Source organism: Pontibacterium sinense (genome assembly GCF_015209595.1).
Lineage (GTDB): Bacteria > Pseudomonadota > Gammaproteobacteria > Pseudomonadales > Balneatricaceae > Pontibacterium > Pontibacterium sinense.
This window is the reverse complement of the sequence record NZ_JADEYS010000003.1, coordinates 52,588-70,580: the sequence shown is the minus strand read 5'-3', so window position 1 is coordinate 70,580 and position 17,993 is coordinate 52,588. Positions and strand designations below refer to the sequence as shown.

Annotated in this window: 18 protein-coding genes; all 18 read right to left on the bottom strand. The window is 50.0% G+C overall.

The features are described from left to right. Positions 1–3: 3 nt before the first annotated feature. Positions 4–744, bottom strand: coding sequence for a flagellar motor protein (locus IOQ59_RS03940; protein ID WP_193951962.1), 741 nt, complete (start codon positions 742–744; stop codon positions 4–6). Beyond that, positions 744–1,934 carry a protein-glutamate methylesterase/protein-glutamine glutaminase gene (locus IOQ59_RS03935; protein WP_307726990.1) on the bottom strand — a complete coding sequence of 397 codons (1,191 nt, stop codon included), beginning with the start codon at positions 1,932–1,934 and terminating at the stop codon, positions 744–746. Before IOQ59_RS03935 ends, IOQ59_RS03940 begins: the two co-directional genes overlap by 1 nt. A gap of 19 nt (positions 1,935–1,953) precedes the next feature. Next, the gene (locus IOQ59_RS03930; protein WP_193951961.1) at positions 1,954–4,092 is read right to left on the bottom strand and encodes a chemotaxis protein CheA; all 2,139 of its coding nucleotides are present in this window, start codon (positions 4,090–4,092) and stop codon (positions 1,954–1,956) included. A gap of 13 nt (positions 4,093–4,105) precedes the next feature. Continuing rightward, entirely contained in the window at positions 4,106–4,819 is a 714-nt protein-coding gene (locus tag IOQ59_RS03925) for a protein phosphatase CheZ (protein WP_193951960.1), read from the bottom strand. 19 nt (positions 4,820–4,838) lie between these two features. After that, the gene (cheY, locus tag IOQ59_RS03920) at positions 4,839–5,222 is read right to left on the bottom strand and encodes a chemotaxis response regulator CheY (RefSeq protein WP_193951959.1); all 384 of its coding nucleotides are present in this window, start codon (positions 5,220–5,222) and stop codon (positions 4,839–4,841) included. A gap of 99 nt (positions 5,223–5,321) precedes the next feature. Next, on the bottom strand, positions 5,322–6,032 hold the full coding sequence (locus IOQ59_RS03915; protein ID WP_193951958.1) for an RNA polymerase sigma factor FliA: 711 nt from the start codon (positions 6,030–6,032) through the stop codon (positions 5,322–5,324). A gap of 24 nt (positions 6,033–6,056) precedes the next feature. Next, positions 6,057–6,869 carry a MinD/ParA family protein gene (locus IOQ59_RS03910; protein WP_193951957.1) on the bottom strand — a complete coding sequence of 271 codons (813 nt, stop codon included), beginning with the start codon at positions 6,867–6,869 and terminating at the stop codon, positions 6,057–6,059. Positions 6,870–6,893: 24 nt separating this feature from the next. After that, the gene (gene flhF / locus IOQ59_RS03905) at positions 6,894–8,309 is read right to left on the bottom strand and encodes a flagellar biosynthesis GTPase FlhF (RefSeq protein WP_193951956.1); all 1,416 of its coding nucleotides are present in this window, start codon (positions 8,307–8,309) and stop codon (positions 6,894–6,896) included. 39 nt (positions 8,310–8,348) lie between these two features. Beyond that, positions 8,349–10,469, bottom strand: a complete 2,121-nt coding sequence (gene flhA / locus IOQ59_RS03900) for a flagellar biosynthesis protein FlhA (protein WP_193951955.1) — start codon at positions 10,467–10,469, stop codon at positions 8,349–8,351. Positions 10,470–10,613: 144 nt separating this feature from the next. Further along, positions 10,614–11,753, bottom strand: a complete 1,140-nt coding sequence (gene flhB / locus IOQ59_RS03895; RefSeq protein WP_193951954.1) for a flagellar biosynthesis protein FlhB — start codon at positions 11,751–11,753, stop codon at positions 10,614–10,616. Continuing rightward, positions 11,754–12,539 carry a flagellar biosynthetic protein FliR gene (gene fliR, locus IOQ59_RS03890; RefSeq protein ID WP_193951953.1) on the bottom strand — a complete coding sequence of 262 codons (786 nt, stop codon included), beginning with the start codon at positions 12,537–12,539 and terminating at the stop codon, positions 11,754–11,756. A gap of 4 nt (positions 12,540–12,543) precedes the next feature. Continuing rightward, positions 12,544–12,813: a flagellar biosynthesis protein FliQ gene (gene fliQ, locus IOQ59_RS03885; RefSeq protein ID WP_193951952.1), complete on the bottom strand. Its 270-nt coding sequence runs from the start codon at positions 12,811–12,813 to the stop codon at positions 12,544–12,546. Positions 12,814–12,822: 9 nt separating this feature from the next. After that, the gene (fliP, locus tag IOQ59_RS03880; RefSeq protein ID WP_193951951.1) at positions 12,823–13,563 is read right to left on the bottom strand and encodes a flagellar type III secretion system pore protein FliP; all 741 of its coding nucleotides are present in this window, start codon (positions 13,561–13,563) and stop codon (positions 12,823–12,825) included. Then, a complete protein-coding gene (gene fliO / locus IOQ59_RS03875) occupies positions 13,560–14,039 on the bottom strand; it encodes a flagellar biosynthetic protein FliO (RefSeq protein ID WP_193951950.1) in 480 nt (159 codons plus the stop codon). Before fliO ends, fliP begins: the two co-directional genes overlap by 4 nt. A 7-nt stretch (positions 14,040–14,046) precedes the next feature. Then, positions 14,047–14,484: a flagellar motor switch protein FliN gene (gene fliN / locus IOQ59_RS03870; RefSeq protein WP_193951949.1), complete on the bottom strand. Its 438-nt coding sequence runs from the start codon at positions 14,482–14,484 to the stop codon at positions 14,047–14,049. 25 nt (positions 14,485–14,509) lie between these two features. Next, positions 14,510–15,502 carry a flagellar motor switch protein FliM gene (gene fliM, locus IOQ59_RS03865; RefSeq protein WP_193951948.1) on the bottom strand — a complete coding sequence of 331 codons (993 nt, stop codon included), beginning with the start codon at positions 15,500–15,502 and terminating at the stop codon, positions 14,510–14,512. Positions 15,503–15,509: 7 nt separating this feature from the next. After that, positions 15,510–16,067: a flagellar basal body-associated FliL family protein gene (locus tag IOQ59_RS03860; RefSeq protein ID WP_228050675.1), complete on the bottom strand. Its 558-nt coding sequence runs from the start codon at positions 16,065–16,067 to the stop codon at positions 15,510–15,512. A gap of 95 nt (positions 16,068–16,162) precedes the next feature. Further along, complete coding sequence (locus tag IOQ59_RS03855; RefSeq protein ID WP_193951946.1) at positions 16,163–17,947, bottom strand: flagellar hook-length control protein FliK; 1,785 nt, start codon at positions 17,945–17,947, stop codon at positions 16,163–16,165. Positions 17,948–17,993: the final 46 nt, after the last annotated feature.

The window sequence follows — 17,993 nt, the reverse complement described above, 5'->3', positions numbered from 1 at the left end:
AGCTCAGCTCATGTAACCTTGTAAACGCTGCTGAATCACCCGCGGGTTTTGACCCTGAGCAATGGCAGCCATACCTTCCAGCATCATTTCCTGATAGTTATACCGAGTCATGATCAGACCCTTTATTTTGTTGGCGATAGGGATCAGTAATAAGTTGGCGATTCCTACACCATACACTGTCGCAACAAAGGCCAATGCAATGCCTGAACCGAGATCTTCTGGGCTTTTCAGGTTCCCCATCACATGAATCAAACCTAACACTGCACCAATAATGCCAAGCGTGGGAGCATAGCCTCCCATACTCTCAATCACCTTCGCACCTCGTAGATCATTCTGCTCGACCGTCACTAACTCAGTACCTAAACTGTTACGAATCGCCTCTGAGCTTTTCCCATCAACCAGCATCTGTAACCCGTTCAGCACAAAGCTATCGGAATGCTTTTCGATCTCTTTCTCCAGCGCCAAAATTCCGTCGCGACGGACTAAGGTACACCAGGACATCAACAGATCAATCCCGTTTTCAAAGTTATAACGCCGGCCACCAAAGGCCCAGCCCAATAACCTCAACGCCCGGGAAAACTCCTCCTTCGGTGATTGTACGGCCGCAGCCGCCAATGTGCCCCCAAATACGATCACTGCAGCGGGTAGATTAACTAACTCAGTCAATAATCCGCCGTCGAGATAATGGCCACCAACCACGGCACCCAACGCAACCAGAATTCCCAATATGGTCATTGGATCCATTAACGCTCTCCCTGTTTACTGAGCAACGTACCTATTTCATCCAGATCCAGAACAGCATCGGCCAGATCAGCCTCAATGACAGATTTAGGCATGCCATAGATTGTTGAGCTGTTTTCATCCTGAGCCCAAACTTTCGCACCTGACCGTTTAAGCAAGCGCGCACCATCAGTGCCATCGCTACCCATTCCAGTCAAAATCACCGCCAGCACTTTATCGCCAAAGCACTTTGCAGCAGAGCCGTAGGATATATCAACACTGGGCTTATACGTCAGCCGCTCATCTCCCGGCATGACCTTAACCCTGTCATTTTGGCGCGGATCAATGATCAGCTGATGGCCTCCCGGAGCCAGCAATGCCGTTCCCGCCACCAAACGATCACCGTCGGTAGCTTCCTTGACTGTAATATGACACTGCTGATTCAGGCGCTCAGCAAATACTGGAGTAAAGGTTTTCGGCATATGTTGCACGAGTAAAATGGGATAAGGGAAAGCAGCGGGCAGGCGCGTCAGTATTTTTTGTAATGCCGCCGGCCCCCCTGTCGACGAGCCAATCACGACGACTCGACAATCGGGAAAACGCTGTACTGTTCCACTACGACGAGGAGATGACTCCACACGCATCGCTGCGTTTGCTTCCCCGCGCTGACGCAAGGAGGACACTGTAAATGTCGACCGATCACTCACCGTCGATGGGACGGCCACGGCAGTTTCATGGCGCGTAGGACTAGGACGAATTGATGAACGCGGCTTGTCAGATGAGGGCGGTGAAGTATGTACGCGTGGACGCCGACTCTTTCCTAGCGCAACGACTTGATCGCATAACTGATTATTAATAGCGGAAGAGCTGCCCATCCATTCGCGTAGATCTTTGGGTATACAATCCGCAGCACCCGCTTCCAGCGCCTTCATCGATATACGCGCGCCTTCATGAGTCACAGAAGACAGCATGATCACATGGACCGGTGAGAACTTCATAATCTGACGTAACGCATCGATACCATTCATTTCTGGCATCTCCACATCCATCGTGATGACATCAGGCCTGAGCAACTTCACCTGCTCAATCGCCTCACGTCCATTGCTGGCGGTGCCCACAACGGAAATGCGGGCATCGCTACCTAAAAGGTCTGCAATACGGTTACGAAAGAAGCCCGAGTCATCGACGATCAGCACCTTAACCGGCATAGACATCTACTGCGTCCGCTAACGATCAGTGCGCATAGCGCTTGAGCAGATTCGGAATATCAATAATTAATGCAATACGCCCGTCACCGGTAATAGTCGCACCAGACAAACCTGGCGTACCATGCAAAATGGTGCCTAACGGCTTGATAACCACCTCTTCCTGACCCACAAGCTGGTCTACAACAAAACCTACGCGCTGAGTTCCAACAGTGACGATAACCACATGCCCCTGCTCAGGCAGACTGGAATCATGCTTGCCTCCAATCAACCAGCGTTTCAGATGGAACAGTGGCAGCGCCTGATCGCGCACGATGATAACCTGCTGGCCATCAACGATATTGGTTTTAGTCAGATCCAGATTAAAGATTTCGTTTACATTCACTAATGGCAGTGCAAACGCTTGATCTTCCAGAATGACCATCAGGGTAGGCATGATCGCCAGCGTCAGTGGAACCTGTATCGCAATTCGACTTCCCTGACCTATGACCGAATCAATACTTAGCGTGCCGTTCAATTGGGTAATTTTGGTTTTCACCACATCCATACCCACGCCACGCCCTGACACATCGGAGATTTCTGTTTTCGTTGAGAAACCCGCCTGGAAAATCAGATTAAAGCATTCTTGTTCTGTCAGTCGACTGGCAGCTTCGGAGTCCAGCATACCGCGATCAACCGCCAGTTGACGCAGTTTATCCGCATCCATACCTGCACCGTCATCCTGAATGATCAGCAAGATATGATCACCTTCCTGCTCAGCAGACAACAACACATTCCCATCACGCGACTTACCTAACCGCTCACGCTCATCTGGCGACTCGATGCCATGATCCACCGCGTTGCGCACGAGGTGAATCAACGGATCAGCCAGCGCCTCAACAAGGTTTTTATCCAGATCGGTGTCTTCGCCACGCAATTCCAGATTGATCTCTTTTTTAAGGCTACGCGACAAATCGCGAATCAAGCGCGGGAATCGGCCAAATACCTTTTTCACCGGCTGCATTCGGGTTTTCATCACCGACATCTGTAAATCGGCGGTCACCATGTCCAGAGTGGCCAGCGCTTTGCCCATCTCTTCATCTTCGTGAGAAACCCCCAGACGAACCAAACGGTTACGCACAAGTACCAGCTCGCCAACCATATTCATGATCTTATCGAGCAAGCGTGTATCAACACGTACATTACTTTCAGCGGCGGGCTTGTGCTGGGCTGCAGGCGCTGCAGCCTTCGCGGGTGCTTTTGCAGTCTTAGCTGGTGTTTTAGGTGTCGGAGAGGCGGCTTTTGGTACAGCAGCTACGTTCGGCTGAGGAGCCGGTTTTAAAACAGGAGCTACAGGTGGAGCGGGCTCTACAACGGCTGGCGCATCAGCGCTATTTGGTGAAAATGCGCCTTCACCTTTTGACTGAAGATCATCCAATAGCGCTTCAAATTCGTCATCTGTAATCAGGCCGGTATCCGCCTGAGGCGCAGCCGCCGCTGGGGCAGCGGGTTTTGCAACGTCATTTTGAGAAAATGCACCTTCACCGTTTGACTGTAACTCGTCAAGCAATGCTTCGAATTCATCTTCGGTTATCGTATCACCGCTCGCCGCGGTAGGTGCAGGAGGCGCTACATCTTTGCTAACCACATCCGACTCTTCAAGTGCATTTAGCAACAAGTCAAACTCTGCCTCCGAGGCATCCTGAGCAGCAGGTGCCGGTGCCGTAACCGGGGTTGGAGCGGGAGGCTGCTCAACAACCGCGACGGGTTCTGGTGTTGGGGCCTCAGGAACAGGCGCGCCACCTTCAGTATATGCTGCGAGCTGCGCGAGCAATGCGGGATCTGCATGTTCCGGTGGTAGTCCGTCACGCACCGCTTCAAACATCACATTCACGGCATCCAACGCTTGCAGAACAACATCCATGAGTTCAGAGGTAATCGCCAGATCACCGTTACGCAATAGATCGAAAAGGTTCTCTGCTTTATGGCAGCATTCAACCATGGCATCAAGCTGCAAAAAACCTGCGCCGCCTTTTACCGTATGGAAACCACGAAAGATCGCATTCAAAAGATCACGATCACCGGGACGCTGCTCCAGATCGACTAACTGTTCAGACAGCAGTTCAAGAATCTCTCCGGCTTCTACAAGAAAGTCTTCCAGAATTTCCTGATCAACATCTAAACTCATGAAGCGCTCCTAATTAAAACCCGAGACTAGATAGAAGTTCGTCGACTTCATCTTGTTCAGTCACTACATCGGGGGAATCTTTAGCTCTGATCTGAGGTCCTTCGGCTGCAATCGCTTTTTCTTTAGTATCTTTAACCGCAGGCGTATCTGTTTCTGATGGGCGAACACCGCTTAAACGCTCAACTGCTGCAGCCATATCCATCAACTGGACCAGGTGTTGCTCCACATTGCTCAACAACATCATGACCTTACGAATCAGCTGCCCGGCAATATCCTGATAGCCTTGAGCAACCAAAACATCAGTTAATTCCGTGTGCAACGCCTTCAGTTTTTCAGCTGCAGAATCGCCTAAACCTTCAGACTCCAGCTCTGATACTAATGCCAACGCACGATCCAGCTTATCCATAGTCTGATGAGCATTTTTCTCTGTCAGCTCTACGACGTGGTCGAGACTTTGCGACGCATCGCTCAGGTCTACACGAGACACGTCGGACTGAATCGAATCCTGGACGTCGTTACCAAATGCTTTCAGGGCTTCATGCAAGCCGCGGGTCAACATACCCACTTCCTGATAAAACACTTGATGACGGAACTCATAGAGCTCACTAATCTGATCCATCGCCGCAGGAATATCGCCCTGCGCCAAAACATTGACGAGCTTGTCCGCTTTTTCTTTCAGCAGACTCTCAAAATGCCCAACTCCACGGAGATCTTCTACATCGGCCATAAATCAACCTTACGCTCAACTAGCCCAAACGCTCAAAAATCTTATCGATCTTTTCCTTCAGCGTTACAGCCGTGAATGGTTTTACCACATACCCGTTAACTCCCGCCTGAGCGGCAGCAATGATCTGCTCTCGCTTCGCTTCGGCTGTTACCATCAGCACCGGGATGTTAGATAAGTTGGGGTCGGAACGGACATGTCTGATCAACTCAATGCCAGTCATATTTGGCATGTTCCAGTCCGTGATAAGGAATTCAATTCCCCCTTGCTTAAGAATGGGCAGTGCTGTCGCACCGTCATCTGCTTCAACAACGTTGGTCAGACCCAGCTCTTTTAAGAGGTTCTTAATAATTCGCCTCATTGTAGAAAAATCATCCACAACAAGTATTTTGATGTCTTTTTTCAACACCATTCTCCCATGACATACTTGTATTGCATTCGAGCTGAATGCCAAATACTGCAAATTTCGACGTGCTTGGTCAACAAGATATTATAGGAGAGGCGTTTAACGCCACTCCCCCAAACGGGATCTTAGCCGAAGAGCCGCCTGACTATGAATCTGGCTGACTCGAGACTCACTTACACCCAGAACCTGACCGATCTCTTTCAGATTCAGCTCTTCATCATAGTAGAGAGCGAGCACAAGTTTCTCTCTTTCGGGTAAATTATCGATTTCTTTTACCAAAGCAGATACAAATGCTTGCTCTTCAACCCGAGTATTAGGCCCCTCGCCCGCCGCTGCGACTTGCTCACCGGGATAGTCATCCTGCGGGTTGAGCAATTCATCCAGACTAAATAGCCGACTATCAACCGAATCTTTTAATAGTGCATGATATTGATCGATCGATACGCCCATTTCTTTAGCAACTTCGGAATCGGATGCATCTCGCCCTGTACGGGCCTCTACCTGCTGAATTGCCTCTGACACCCGACGACCGTTACGATGCACAGATCTAGGCGTCCAATCTCCACGACGAACTTCATCAATGATTGAACCACGAATACGAATACCAGCGTATGTTTCGAAGCTGGCACCTTTGGAGGGGTCATACTTTGCGGCGGCCTCCAGCAATCCGATCATGCCCGACTGAATCAAATCATCCAGAACCACGGTAGATGGAAGGCGAGCCAACAGGTGATGCGCTATACGTTTAACCAGCGGCGAGTACTGCTTTATCAACTCATCACTAGATGTGAATTGAAGCTGGTTATACATGCCACCCCTTTAATAACTATCAGGCTAATTGCTGCGTACCAGACGCTCTACAAAAAATTCCAGATGTCCCCGTGGCGTATTAAGCACCGGCCAGGCATCTACTTTTGTGGCTAGCTGACGATACGCTAGAGCCGCCTTACTTTTAGGAAATGCTTCTAAAACAGCGAGTTGCCGCTGTACTGCTTTACGAACGCTTTCATCATAAGGTATTGACCCCACATATTGAAGCGTTACCTCCAGAAACCTATCAGTCACCGTTTGCAGCTTGGCAAACATGTTCCGGCCTTCCTGTTCCGACCTTACCATATTCGCCAGAACACGGAAGCGTGTTGTCTGATAATCTCGATTTAAAAGCTTCATCAATGCGTATGCATCGGTAATGGAAGTCGGCTCATCACAAACAACAACCAATACCTCCTGAGCCGCCCGAACAAAGCTTACAACAGATTCAGAAATGCCTGCCGCAGTATCAATGACCAGAACATCTATTTCATCGGCAAACTCGCTGAACGCATGTATCAGCTCCGCATGCTCATGCACGCTGAGTGTCGTCATCTCCTGCGTACCGGATGATGCCGGTACAATGCCAAAATATTCGTTGACGGGAATCAATACATCACGCAATGCACAGTCTCCAGCCAACACATCAGAGATATTCATCTTGGGACTCAGCCCCATCATCACATCGACATTGGCGAGCCCCAAATCAGCATCCATCAGCACTACACGCTGTTCCAGCTGACTGAGTGCCAGCGAAAGATTGACGGAAACGTTGGTTTTACCAACCCCGCCCTTTCCTCCTGTGACAGCAACTACTTTTACAGGCCTTGCACTCATATCTGCTAATCCTACCTTCGCTACTCAGCCTGCATTAAATAGAGGGGGCACTCTACTTCTGTCCCCTAACGCATTTTCAGACTGTGATTCCTGAGCAGTCAGCACCGCACGACTGACAAGATCACGTTTATTTCCGACACCAATATCATCGGGTATTCGCTGGCCATCGGCCGCATAAGCCACAGGCAAGCTTTTCTCGATTGCGAACGATAACGCCTCGCCCAGGCTGCCCGACTCATCCATTTTGCTTAAAACACAGCCGTTCAAACCTAAGCCTTTATAGGCTTCATAACCCTTTTCTATAACCTGACGCTGACTGGAACAAGAAACCACCAACAGCTTCTTCATACGCAACGTCACGCTTTCAAGCATCTCCAACTGTTGCTGACTGTGGGGATCATTGGCACTTAACCCCGCTGTATCAATCAATACCAGACGCTTGTTCCGTAAAGACTGCAACACCTGCTCCAGACTATTGACGTCATCAACAACCCGCACAGGCACATCCAGAATTCGACCGAAGGTCTTTAGCTGCTCGTGTGCCGCAATACGGTAGGTATCGGTCGTGACAAGTGCGACACTGGAACTTCCGTATTTCAGCACGTAACGTGCAGCCAACTTACCAATCGTGGTCGTTTTACCCACCCCAGTCGGCCCTACGAAGGCAATCATTCCTCCGCGTTCCGTAAATTCTTCGCCCATGACAGGCACAGATTCGGCGAGTCGTGCTAATGCGTTCTGCCAAGCTTTATCGGCCGCCATACCCAATTCAACACCCGTCATCAGATGTTTTTGCAATCGGGTACTCAGACCAAGCGCGTTCAGCTTGCGCTCCAAAGGCGATAACAGGGATTCAGAAGAAGACGGTATTTGAGCTTGTTTCTCCAGCATCGCTCGCAATTGATGGATCTCTTGCTGCATGACCTGCAGCGCGCTATCCCCCCCTACAGGCGGTGCAACAGGAGAGATGGGAGAAACATCAAAGGCAGGCTCAGGCCTCACCATAGCAACGGGCATTTCCGGTTCAGCAGGCCTTGCACGCTGCCTTTCTTTCAACGATGCCAGTATAGATTCAAGGTCGTCATCAGCTTCGATTTGCTGGTTACGGTTACCCGTTACGGCAGGTGGTACTTCATCTTCCCGCTGAGCGGCAGCAATGCGCGCTTTTGCCTTTTCCTTTTCGGCAATGAGCGGCGACGGCGAAGGCTGCCCCCCTTTACCTGTCAGTAGACGGATCTGCTCATCACGACGTTTTTTACGCGCCCGATCACGCTTAAATTCAACCTGGGCAGCTTCATATTCATGTTCATGGGCCGCAACAACTTCCACACCACCAGCGACGCGACGATTAGAAACGATCACCGCATCGGGACCCACTTCCTCACGTACCCGCGCCATTGCCTGACGCATATCGGGTGCAAAAAATCGTTTAACTTTCATAACCCACCTATCTATCAGCGGCCTTTAAGATATCAGCTCTTAAACGCCCTGCTGCCCCCCTACTGTCGCGACAATAGTGACCCGCTTACTCTCCGGGATCTCCTGGTAGGACAACACGTGAATATGGTGATCTCCATAACGTACAAACTTAGCCATCAGCGGACGCACCGGCGCAGCCACAAGCAGTATGGACGGCCTTCCGCTCATCTCTTGCTGTGCTGCCGTTGCCGCCAGCGATGCTTGCAAACGCTCAGCCATACCCGGTTCCAATACCAAACCTCCGTCCTCGCCTTGCTGCTGTACGGACGACAACAGTAATTGCTCAAGTTGAGAATCAAGTGTAATGACAGGTAACTCCAGCTCGGCACCGTTGATGGTTTGCACGATCAGCTTGGCTAATGCCACTCGCACAGCGGCAGTCAACGCCACCGGATCTTGTGTCCGCCCGGTTGCATCAGCTAATGTCTCAGCCACCGTTCTAAAGTCTTTCAACGGCACCTGTTCCATCAACAGGTTCTGCAACACCTTCAACAATACGCTGACAGATAGTTTGCCCGGTACTAATTCCTCAACAAGTTTTGGCGATCCTTTCGACAACATATCCAACAGCTGCTGGACTTCTTCATGCCCCAGCAGCTCATGCGCATTACTTTGCAACAACTGGTTCAGATGTGTCGCCACAACGGTTGATGCATCTACAACCGTATAACCCAACGATTGTGCATGCTCTTTCTGTGCCTGCTCGACCCATACAGCATCAAGACCAAATGCCGGATCTTTCACTTCAATCCCTTGCAACGGGCCAAACACCTGGCCAGGATCAATCGCAAGTTCCCGATCAGGATAAATTTCAGCCTCTCCGACAACAACGCCCATCAGAGTTATGCGATAAGCCCCCGGCAATAGATCTAAGTTATCCCTAATATGTACAGAAGGCACCAGAAAACCCAGATCCTGCGACAGTTTTTTCCGTACACCTTTGATCCTGTTTAGCAGCTGACCGCCCTGCATCTTATCGACCATCGGGATCAGACGGTATCCGACTTCCAGTCCAACCATATCAACGGGCATCACATCATCCCAGTCCAGCTCTTTCTGCTCTTCCTGAGCATCCACTTCGTCAAGATCTGTTTTCTGATCCTGCTCAGCACGTACGGCATCTTCTTGTGCTTGCTGCTGCTGATGTTTGTGGATATACCAAGCACCCACCCCCGCCGCGATTGCCAGCGACAAAAAGGCAAAATGTGGCATACCCGGGACAATACCCATAATACCCAGGATCGTCGCAGTGACCGCCAGCGATTTTGGCGATGCAAACAACTGTGATACAACCTGTCGCCCCATATCATGGGATGTATTCTGCCGGGTTACCATAATCGCCGCTGCGGTAGACAGCAATAAAGATGGTATTTGAGCAACCAGGCCATCACCAATGGTCAGTAAGGTATAAAACTCAACTGCAACCATGGCATCAAGATCATGCTGGAAGATCCCGATCAACAATCCACCCAGAATGTTGATCACCAAGATCAAAATACCTGCAACCGCATCACCCCGGACAAACTTCGACGCACCGTCCATCGAGCCGTAAAAGTCTGCCTCCTGAGTCACCTCTTCACGACGTGATCGAGCCGCATCCTGATCAATAAGTCCCGCATTCAAGTCGGCATCAATTGCCATTTGCTTACCGGGCATCGCATCCAACGTAAAGCGAGCACTTACTTCCGATATACGTCCGGCACCTTTTGTAACCACGACAAAGTTGATGATGACCAGAATCATGAACACCACCAAACCCACGACATAGTTGCCACCGATCACTACGGCACCAAAAGCCTCAATGACCTTACCTGCCGCGTCTCCCCCCTCATGACCATAAAGCAATACAACACGGGTAGACGCTACATTCAGTGCTAATCGCATTAATGTCGCGACCAGCAAAATACTTGGAAATACTGCAAATTCCAGCGGGCGTAATGCGTAAATACTTACTAACAGGACAACAATGGACAGCGCGATGTTGAACGTAAACAACACATCCAACAAGAATGGCGGCATCGGCAATGTCACCATCGCCAGAATAATCAGCAGCAGGAAAGGAACACCTAGGTTTCCTTGCCCTAAACTGCGTACATTTGTTAAAAGTTCCGCTCTATCCACTCAACATACCAACGTCAATATAATGACACCATACAACTAACAACACGTCTACCTTAGCACAACCAAACGCCACAACACTGAGAAAGACAATTTTTTGACGATAAACACAAGTACAGAATGGAAAACTGCAAGAAATAAGCCAGATCATTCGTCCCGGCGATATTCCTCTGGGATATCCAGATCATTATCTGACGGTGGATAGGGTTTTTCCGCCTGATAGGCTTTGTAGTTTTTGAGTTGGAACACATATGCCAACACTTGGGCCACTGCCGTATAAAGGCCCGTGGGGATTTCTTCGTTGATTTCTGAGGAATAATAGAGTGCTCTCGCTAGCGGCGGCGCAGAAAGAATAGGGATATCGTTCTCTTTGGCAATCTCTCGAATTTTGAGGGCGACAAAGTCAGCGCCTAACGCAACAACATATGGAGCACCACCACGTTCACTGTCGTACTTCAACGCAACGGAATAGTGGGTCGGGTTGGTAATAACCACATCGGCTTCAGGAACATCCTTCATCATCTGTCGCTGAGAGATTTCACGCTGCATTTGCCGGATACGCCCTTTGACTTCCGGCTTACCTTCCGTATTTTTGTATTCATCTTTGATCTCCTGCATCGTCATCTTCAATTTCTTGGTGTAGGAGTACAACTGAAACGGAACATCAATTGCCGCAATGATAATCAGACTGGCACTGAGCATTAAAAATACCCAGATGACTATCTCTACTGCGTCTTCAGAGGATGTTTGCGGGCTACCATATCCGAGCGCGAGAATGTCCGATTTAATCGACCACAGGACACCTATCGCGACCGCAGCGACGACCGAAAATTTACCCAGTGCTTTAATCAGCTCCACCAGCGCATTCATCGAAAACATGCGCTTCAAACCCGACAATGGATTCAGCCGACTGCCCTTAGGCGCGAACGCCTGAGCACTAAAATTCCACCCACCTAAAGCAATAGGCCCAATAAGCGCTGCCAACAGCACGATCGCAAAGAAACCCAGCAATCCTTGAAAGGATTCATAAAACGCCGCCGTCAAGAATATGATCATCTGGTTGACGTCAAAAATTGCAGCTCGCTCCAGCTCGTAACTGTTTACCATCACATTCATCATGTGATGCGCAAGCTTCCCGCCAAACATCAATGCTGCAGCAGACGCCGCCAGCAAAACAGCCATGGTCACCAATTCACGTGATCGGGGAACATCGCCCTTCTCACGCGCCTCGGTTAACCGTTTGGCCGTGGGTTCTTCTGACTTTTCCTGACCCGACTCTTCAGCCATTCAGCGGCTCTCCGCCACAATCATATCCAACAGATAATCCAACGCGAACTCGGTCATCTTGAAGTAATGCCCCAACAGGTCGCCCATTGAAATCCAGGCGATGAGCAGTCCCATCAGCATAGTAAACGGGAAACCAATTGCGAAGATATTCAACTGTGGGGCTGCACGCGTCATCACACCAAACGCAAAGTTAACCACCAACAAAGCGGTGACGGCAGGCAACGCAATCATCAAGGCACCTGAGAACATCCAACTGCCCGCTAACGCCATCTTCCAGTATGAATCGATCACCATGTTGGCACCACCAACTGGCACTAACGTGAAACTCTTAACCAATAATTCGATCATGATCAGGTGCCCATTGGTCGCCAGGAAAAACATCATGACGATCATCAAATAGTACTGACCCAGAATAACCACTGAGACACCGTTAGCCGGGTCGGATGTCGACGCGAATCCCAAACCCATCTGCATGGCCGTCAGCTGAGCACCTAATACAAACACCTGAAACAGTACCTGCACAAGAAACCCCATCAATGAACCAATGAGGATCTGCTGCGCGATAATTTTTACGGTTTCGAACGCCAGCCCATCATAAACCGGCATATCCGGTAACAGCGGTACAATCAGAAAAGAGACCACCAACGCCAACCCCAGACGGATGCGCACGGGCACCAGGCGCGAGCCGATCATGGGAATAACCATAAAGAACGAGGCCACACGAAAAAACGGCCATAGAAAGGAGGATACGATGCGGTCTATCTGTCCTAGATCCAGCTCAAACACAGGATCACCCGATCAGATAGGGGATATTATGAAACAGATAGGAGAACAGGTCCTTAAATTTACCCACAATCCAGGGCCCCATAACCATAATAACCGTCAGAGTGATAATTAGACGCGGTAGAAAGCTCAATGTTTGCTCGTTGATCTGCGTCGCGGCCTGAAACATAGATATCAACAAACCAACAATCAGGCTTGGCGTAATGATTACAGCCACCAGAATAACGATGAGCATGAACGCTTCACCGTAAACATCGAGTACCACATCGGTCGACATAAGAGACCTCTATATACCGAAGCTGGCTGCTAATGTACCCACCACCATGGCCCAGCCATCAGCCAGCACAAACAGCATGATCTTAAATGGCAACGAGATAATGACCGGGGACAACATCATCATACCCATAGCCATCAAGACACTGGCCACCACCATATCAATCACCAAAAACGGAATAAATAACATAAACCCGATCTGGAAGGCGGTTTTCAGTTCACTCGTCACAAAAGCAGGTACCAGCACCGAAAACGGAATCTCATCGGCACCATTTACTTTAGGCGTCTTAGAGATTTTCATAAACATATCGAGATCACTTTCACGCGTCTGTTTCAGCATAAACTCACGAAAAGGACCACTTGCTGCCTCCAGGGCCTGGAATACCCCCATCTGCTCTTCCATATAGGGTTGAACAGCCTGAGTGTTCACTTTTTCGAGTACTGGCGTCATGATAAATAAGCTGAGAAACATCGCTAAGCCCACCATCACCTGATTCGATGGTGTTTGCTGCAAACCTAATGCCTGACGCAAAATTGCAAAAACGATAATGATTCGGGTAAACGACGTCATCATCATGACCATGGCTGGCAAGAACGTCAGCATGGTCATCAGCGCAAGGATCTGGATGGTTACGCTGTAATTTTCGACACCATCCTCACCTGAAGTCACGCTGATTGCGGGAATACCGACATCAGCAGCAACAGCGGTAGTACTCCAGCCCAGTAAAATGACAACGGCCAATAACGCCCTCAAGAGTCCGATCTCCGCTGTAACGCTTCAACTAACCGTTGCCCAAACGCACCTTCAGGCTCAGCACTGTCCACGACAGGCTCTTCAAAACGAGTAATCAAGTTAACTCTTCCTGGCGCGACGCCCAACAGCATCTGCTCTTTTCCCACTTCAACCAACACGACTTTTTCGCGTGCCCCTAAAGGCAATCCTGTAATAACACGCATATGCCGACCAGTCTGAGTTACGCCTAAAGATCGCCGCGCAATCCAAGCCAACAGAAAAATCAGTGCAATAACAAACAACAAACCAACAAGCAGCTGAAGAATGGCTTCAGTAGAGAAAGGATCAGACACAGTTATAGGTGTCACGCCCCGAGCGGAACTTTCACCTGACTCGGGCGTTTCTGGCGCAGATAAGGCCTCATCAGCCGCTATCGCGTATTGAGCAAAGAGACCGATAAACAGCAAAGAGAGAGCTGAGGATATGCGGCTGAACATAACCACCTTATTTGAGACGCTTAATGCGCTCCTGCGGACTGATAACATCAGTCAGACGAATACCATAACGGTCATTAACTACAACAACCTCCCCGTGAGCAATCAGCGTTCCATTGACCTTCACATCCAACGGCTCACCCGCAACACGGTTCAGCTCGATCACCGATCCCTGATTGAGCTGCAGCAAGTTGCGGATTGCAATATCGGTCTCACCGACTTCCATGGACAACGTCACAGGAATATCCAGAATTACATCCAGCTTGGGATCGTCCACAGGATTTGCATCGTCCCGGAGTTCATCAAGCTCTACAGACTCACCTACACCAGCATCGGCGCTAGCCGCACCTTCAGCTCCTGACTCCGAAGTTAGCTGCTGCTCCATAGCCGCAGCCCACTCATCAGCCATCGCCTGCTGGTCTACGTCCTGATTATTTTCATCGCTCATTCAATTGCTCTCCAGCCACTATCTGCTACTTATCCAGACGTAGCTCTTCTTTCACCTGACCGACAAGCTTGATCGCCAGATTTCCTCGCGAAACACCCAACTTACCTTCAAACACAGGTACTTTATTCACTTTCAGCCGCAAGTTTTCCGGAATTTCCACAGGGATAACGTCCCCCTCTTCCAACTCCAGAACATCTCGTAATGTTAATTCCTTCTCAGCCAAGGTAATCTGCAAATTCATCCGCGCCATTAAAATGTCGCGTCTCATGGCCGTTTGCCAACGCTCATCAGAGTGATCTTCGCTGTTCTGAACCCCAGCTACCAGCTTGTCACGAATCGGCTCCAGCATGGAGTAAGGCATAGCAACATGAAATTCGCCGCTACCATTATCCATATCGACCTGAAAGCTACTGATAACGATTACATCCCCCGGATTGATGACATTAGCCATCGCCGGGTTCACTTCATGTCCCAAATACTCAAAGTCGACATCCATCACTGGCGCCCAGGCTTCTTTCAGGTCATGGAAGAACTGACCAATCACCTTATGCACCAGACGTGTTTCTGTCGGCGTAAACTCGCGCCCTTCAATTTTGGCATGACGTCCATCACCGCCAAAAAAGTTATCCACAAGCTTAAATACCAGCTTGGCATCCATGATAAACAAAGCTGTGCCGCGCAGCGGACTCACCCGCACCAAATTCATACTCGTCGGTACGTATAGGGTGTGTACATAGTCGCCGTACTTCATGACCTGAATACCCCCTACAGCAACATCTGCAGTACGGCGCAACAAGTTAAATAGGCTCAAACGGGTATGACGAGCGAAACGCTCATTGATCATTTCAAGCGTTGGCATCCGGCCACGCACGACTCGGTCGTGACTGGCCAGATCATAGGGACGAACCTCTTCATCGGATTCAGGTTCAGACTCTTCCGATGTTTCTACGCCGCCGTCGTCCACACCGTGCAACAGCGCATCGATTTCGTCCTGAGAGAGGAGGTCTTTTACCGACATCTAAGGATCACTGCATTACAAAGTTAGTAAAGAGCACCGTTTCCACTCCAGGTCTACCGATTTTCTCCATCATAACCTCGCGTACCTCATCAACTGCCTGCTGTCTCAACTCACTACGCCCCTCTTTAGTTTGCAATATTTCAAACTCTTGTGAGGAAAACATTTTGTTGAGACGAGATACAACCACAGGCATATGCAATTTGAGTGCAGCTTCCACTTCCGGGTTACGCGTTTTGGCTTCCACATACGCCTGCATATAGTGGCCACGCCCTGCGCGGGTTTTTTCCTTACTACGCAGTGGCACAACAAACATCGGGCGCCCTTCCATTGAACGAACTTTCACATAGATCGCCGGGCCACGCACCGGCTCAACAACTTCCGCTTCCTTCTCAGCACTTTCTTCCGTATTAGGCTCTGCCAACAAAAGAAAATATGCCGCAGCACCACCGCCACCCAGTACCAACAGCGCAACCACAATAATGATGATTAGCTTCAGTTTGGACTTCTTTTTACCGCCTTCTTCTTCACCGTTTTCAGCCGCTGCAGCCTGATCTTCAGCCATCATCAATCTCCCGTGACAGAGTGCCGAATAATATACTTAAGGGACTATCCCTTTTTACAGCGCTAACTATAACACACTGTTTTTCAGGCTGAAGCTACTCAGGCATAGTAATCAACAAGCGATATTCCTTCTCCATCCGCGGCTATAGAAACCTGCTCTTCCGAACCTGCAGACATGTCATCCCCATTCCCCGATGCGAAGCGTTCCTGACGCCCTTCATCACCCGAACCTGAAGACTGATCGTTCACCGAAGATTCGCCCAGATTTAATCCTTGTTGCTCCATCATTTCTCGCAATCGAGGCATACTTTGCTCCACGGCATCCCGAACCGATGCGTGAGGTGAAACAAAGCTAACGCTGACCTGATCCTGGCCAACCTGAAGTCTGACTTTTAATGACCCCAACTCCGGCGGATCTAACTGAATTTCTGCAACCTGATTATTTTGCGCCGTCATGACCATGATGCGTTCACTCAGAGCATTACTCCAAGGTGCGGAGCCCATTTGTCCCTGTCCCGCCAGAGTGAATGCTGTTTGCGAGGGGGTCATTTTAGCCGCCGCATCCGCGGTGCTTGTAGTTTGAGCCGCTGTACTCAATATAGAAGAGAACCCTCGCCCATCTGCCCGCAGCCCGCTGTCTGCCTTATCTCCACCTCCCGGAGTGCCTTCGCCACTTGCGCGTTCTGCCCGCAATAGGTCAGCAGATTCACCCGATGTTAAGCGCATATCTCCGGTCATAGCAGCTCCGTCTACAGACGCTGCCGGAGGGAGTGATCCAGATACACCCGTGGCATTAGTTGGCGGAGAAACCAGTTGAGTCACCACAGCTCCCGCTCCAGTCGAGCCTTTGTTATCTGCGTTCATCAACGATGGTGATGCGGGTCGATTATCGCCGGTAGCCGAAGACTTAGATACTGTCGTACTTCTCGGCATCTGATCCGTAGTTACAGGCATCACAGGTGCTGCAGGAACAACATTAGGACTATCCATTGAAGGAGGTTGTACGACTTGTTCAGGAGTCTCTGACTGGGATGAAACGCCTGGAACAGCCTCTGAAAGAACACTAAAGCGGGAAGACTGAGTTTCAGTGCCGGTATCTGGTCTATCAATTGTGGTCTCAGAAAACGGAGAGACCGGCAACACTGACTGACTAACGAGTCCTTCGACACTTTTCGTCTCCGATCCCGTTCCTCTCAGAGAAGTAACGACTTCAGATGTGGAAGGCAACGCCCTGTTAGCACCACCTTCATTGACCACAGCTTCCGTAGCAGCATTAGCAGCATTAGCAGCATTAGCAGCATTAGCAGCCATATTATTCGCTGCAGCTTCGAGAGACACGACGCTCACATCAACAGGCGTATTTCCCGTATCACCTTCGATCAACGCATCTGGCCGTGTCTGATGAATCTCTGGCCTTAACTGAGCAGACTGCTCAGTCATAATATCCTGCATAAGCGTCACAACTTCCGGCGCCTGCACATCAAACTCGCTATTGTGCGGAGTCAGACCTAACCACTGGTCTTTAACAACCACACCTTCATGCAGACTTTCGGCTTCACCAAGCACCGGCCCCAACAGATCTCCGTTAGGCGACTCACTTGTTAATTCGGATAGTTCTGGTGCACGACCTTCTGCTGCCAAGCGTGCCTGAATTTGTGCCAACATTTCACCGGACGGTGGCAATCCTTCACCCATCTGCGGCAATGGCTGGCCGTTAGCATCAACCTGAGAGGGATACGCGCCTGCCGTCTGCGCTTGCATAACCGAACCAAACGGAAGTGCTGAATCACCAGCCCCGGAAGCGGGCTGTCCCGGTGCAACTGGCGCAACATTCAACATCCCAAGCAGGCCGGAAGCGCCTGCGTTAGATAGCTGGTTACTCATTTTTCACTCCTGAAACGAAGAACATTGAGTACTACTCAACCAAGAA

Excerpts from the sequence above, each read along its gene's own strand:
- IOQ59_RS03940 (WP_193951962.1), bottom strand. The coding sequence starts at position 744 with ATGGATCCAATGACCATATTGGGAATTCTGGTTGCGTTGGGTGCCGTG.
- IOQ59_RS03935 (WP_307726990.1), bottom strand. The coding sequence starts at position 1,934 with ATGTCTATGCCGGTTAAGGTGCTGATCGTCGATGACTCGGGCTTCTTT.
- IOQ59_RS03930 (WP_193951961.1), bottom strand. The coding sequence starts at position 4,092 with ATGAGTTTAGATGTTGATCAGGAAATTCTGGAAGACTTTCTTGTAGAA.
- IOQ59_RS03925 (WP_193951960.1), bottom strand. The coding sequence starts at position 4,819 with ATGGCCGATGTAGAAGATCTCCGTGGAGTTGGGCATTTTGAGAGTCTG.
- IOQ59_RS03915 (WP_193951958.1), bottom strand. The coding sequence starts at position 6,032 with ATGTATAACCAGCTTCAATTCACATCTAGTGATGAGTTGATAAAGCAG.
- IOQ59_RS03910 (WP_193951957.1), bottom strand. The coding sequence starts at position 6,869 with ATGAGTGCAAGGCCTGTAAAAGTAGTTGCTGTCACAGGAGGAAAGGGC.
- flhF (WP_193951956.1), bottom strand. The coding sequence starts at position 8,309 with ATGAAAGTTAAACGATTTTTTGCACCCGATATGCGTCAGGCAATGGCG.
- flhB (WP_193951954.1), bottom strand. The coding sequence starts at position 11,753 with ATGGCTGAAGAGTCGGGTCAGGAAAAGTCAGAAGAACCCACGGCCAAA.
- fliQ (WP_193951952.1), bottom strand. The coding sequence starts at position 12,813 with ATGTCGACCGATGTGGTACTCGATGTTTACGGTGAAGCGTTCATGCTC.
- fliO (WP_193951950.1), bottom strand. The coding sequence starts at position 14,039 with ATGTTCAGCCGCATATCCTCAGCTCTCTCTTTGCTGTTTATCGGTCTC.
- fliN (WP_193951949.1), bottom strand. The coding sequence starts at position 14,484 with ATGAGCGATGAAAATAATCAGGACGTAGACCAGCAGGCGATGGCTGAT.
- fliM (WP_193951948.1), bottom strand. The coding sequence starts at position 15,502 with ATGTCGGTAAAAGACCTCCTCTCTCAGGACGAAATCGATGCGCTGTTG.
- IOQ59_RS03860 (WP_228050675.1), bottom strand. The coding sequence starts at position 16,067 with ATGATGGCTGAAGATCAGGCTGCAGCGGCTGAAAACGGTGAAGAAGAA.
- IOQ59_RS03855 (WP_193951946.1), bottom strand. The coding sequence starts at position 17,947 with ATGAGTAACCAGCTATCTAACGCAGGCGCTTCCGGCCTGCTTGGGATG.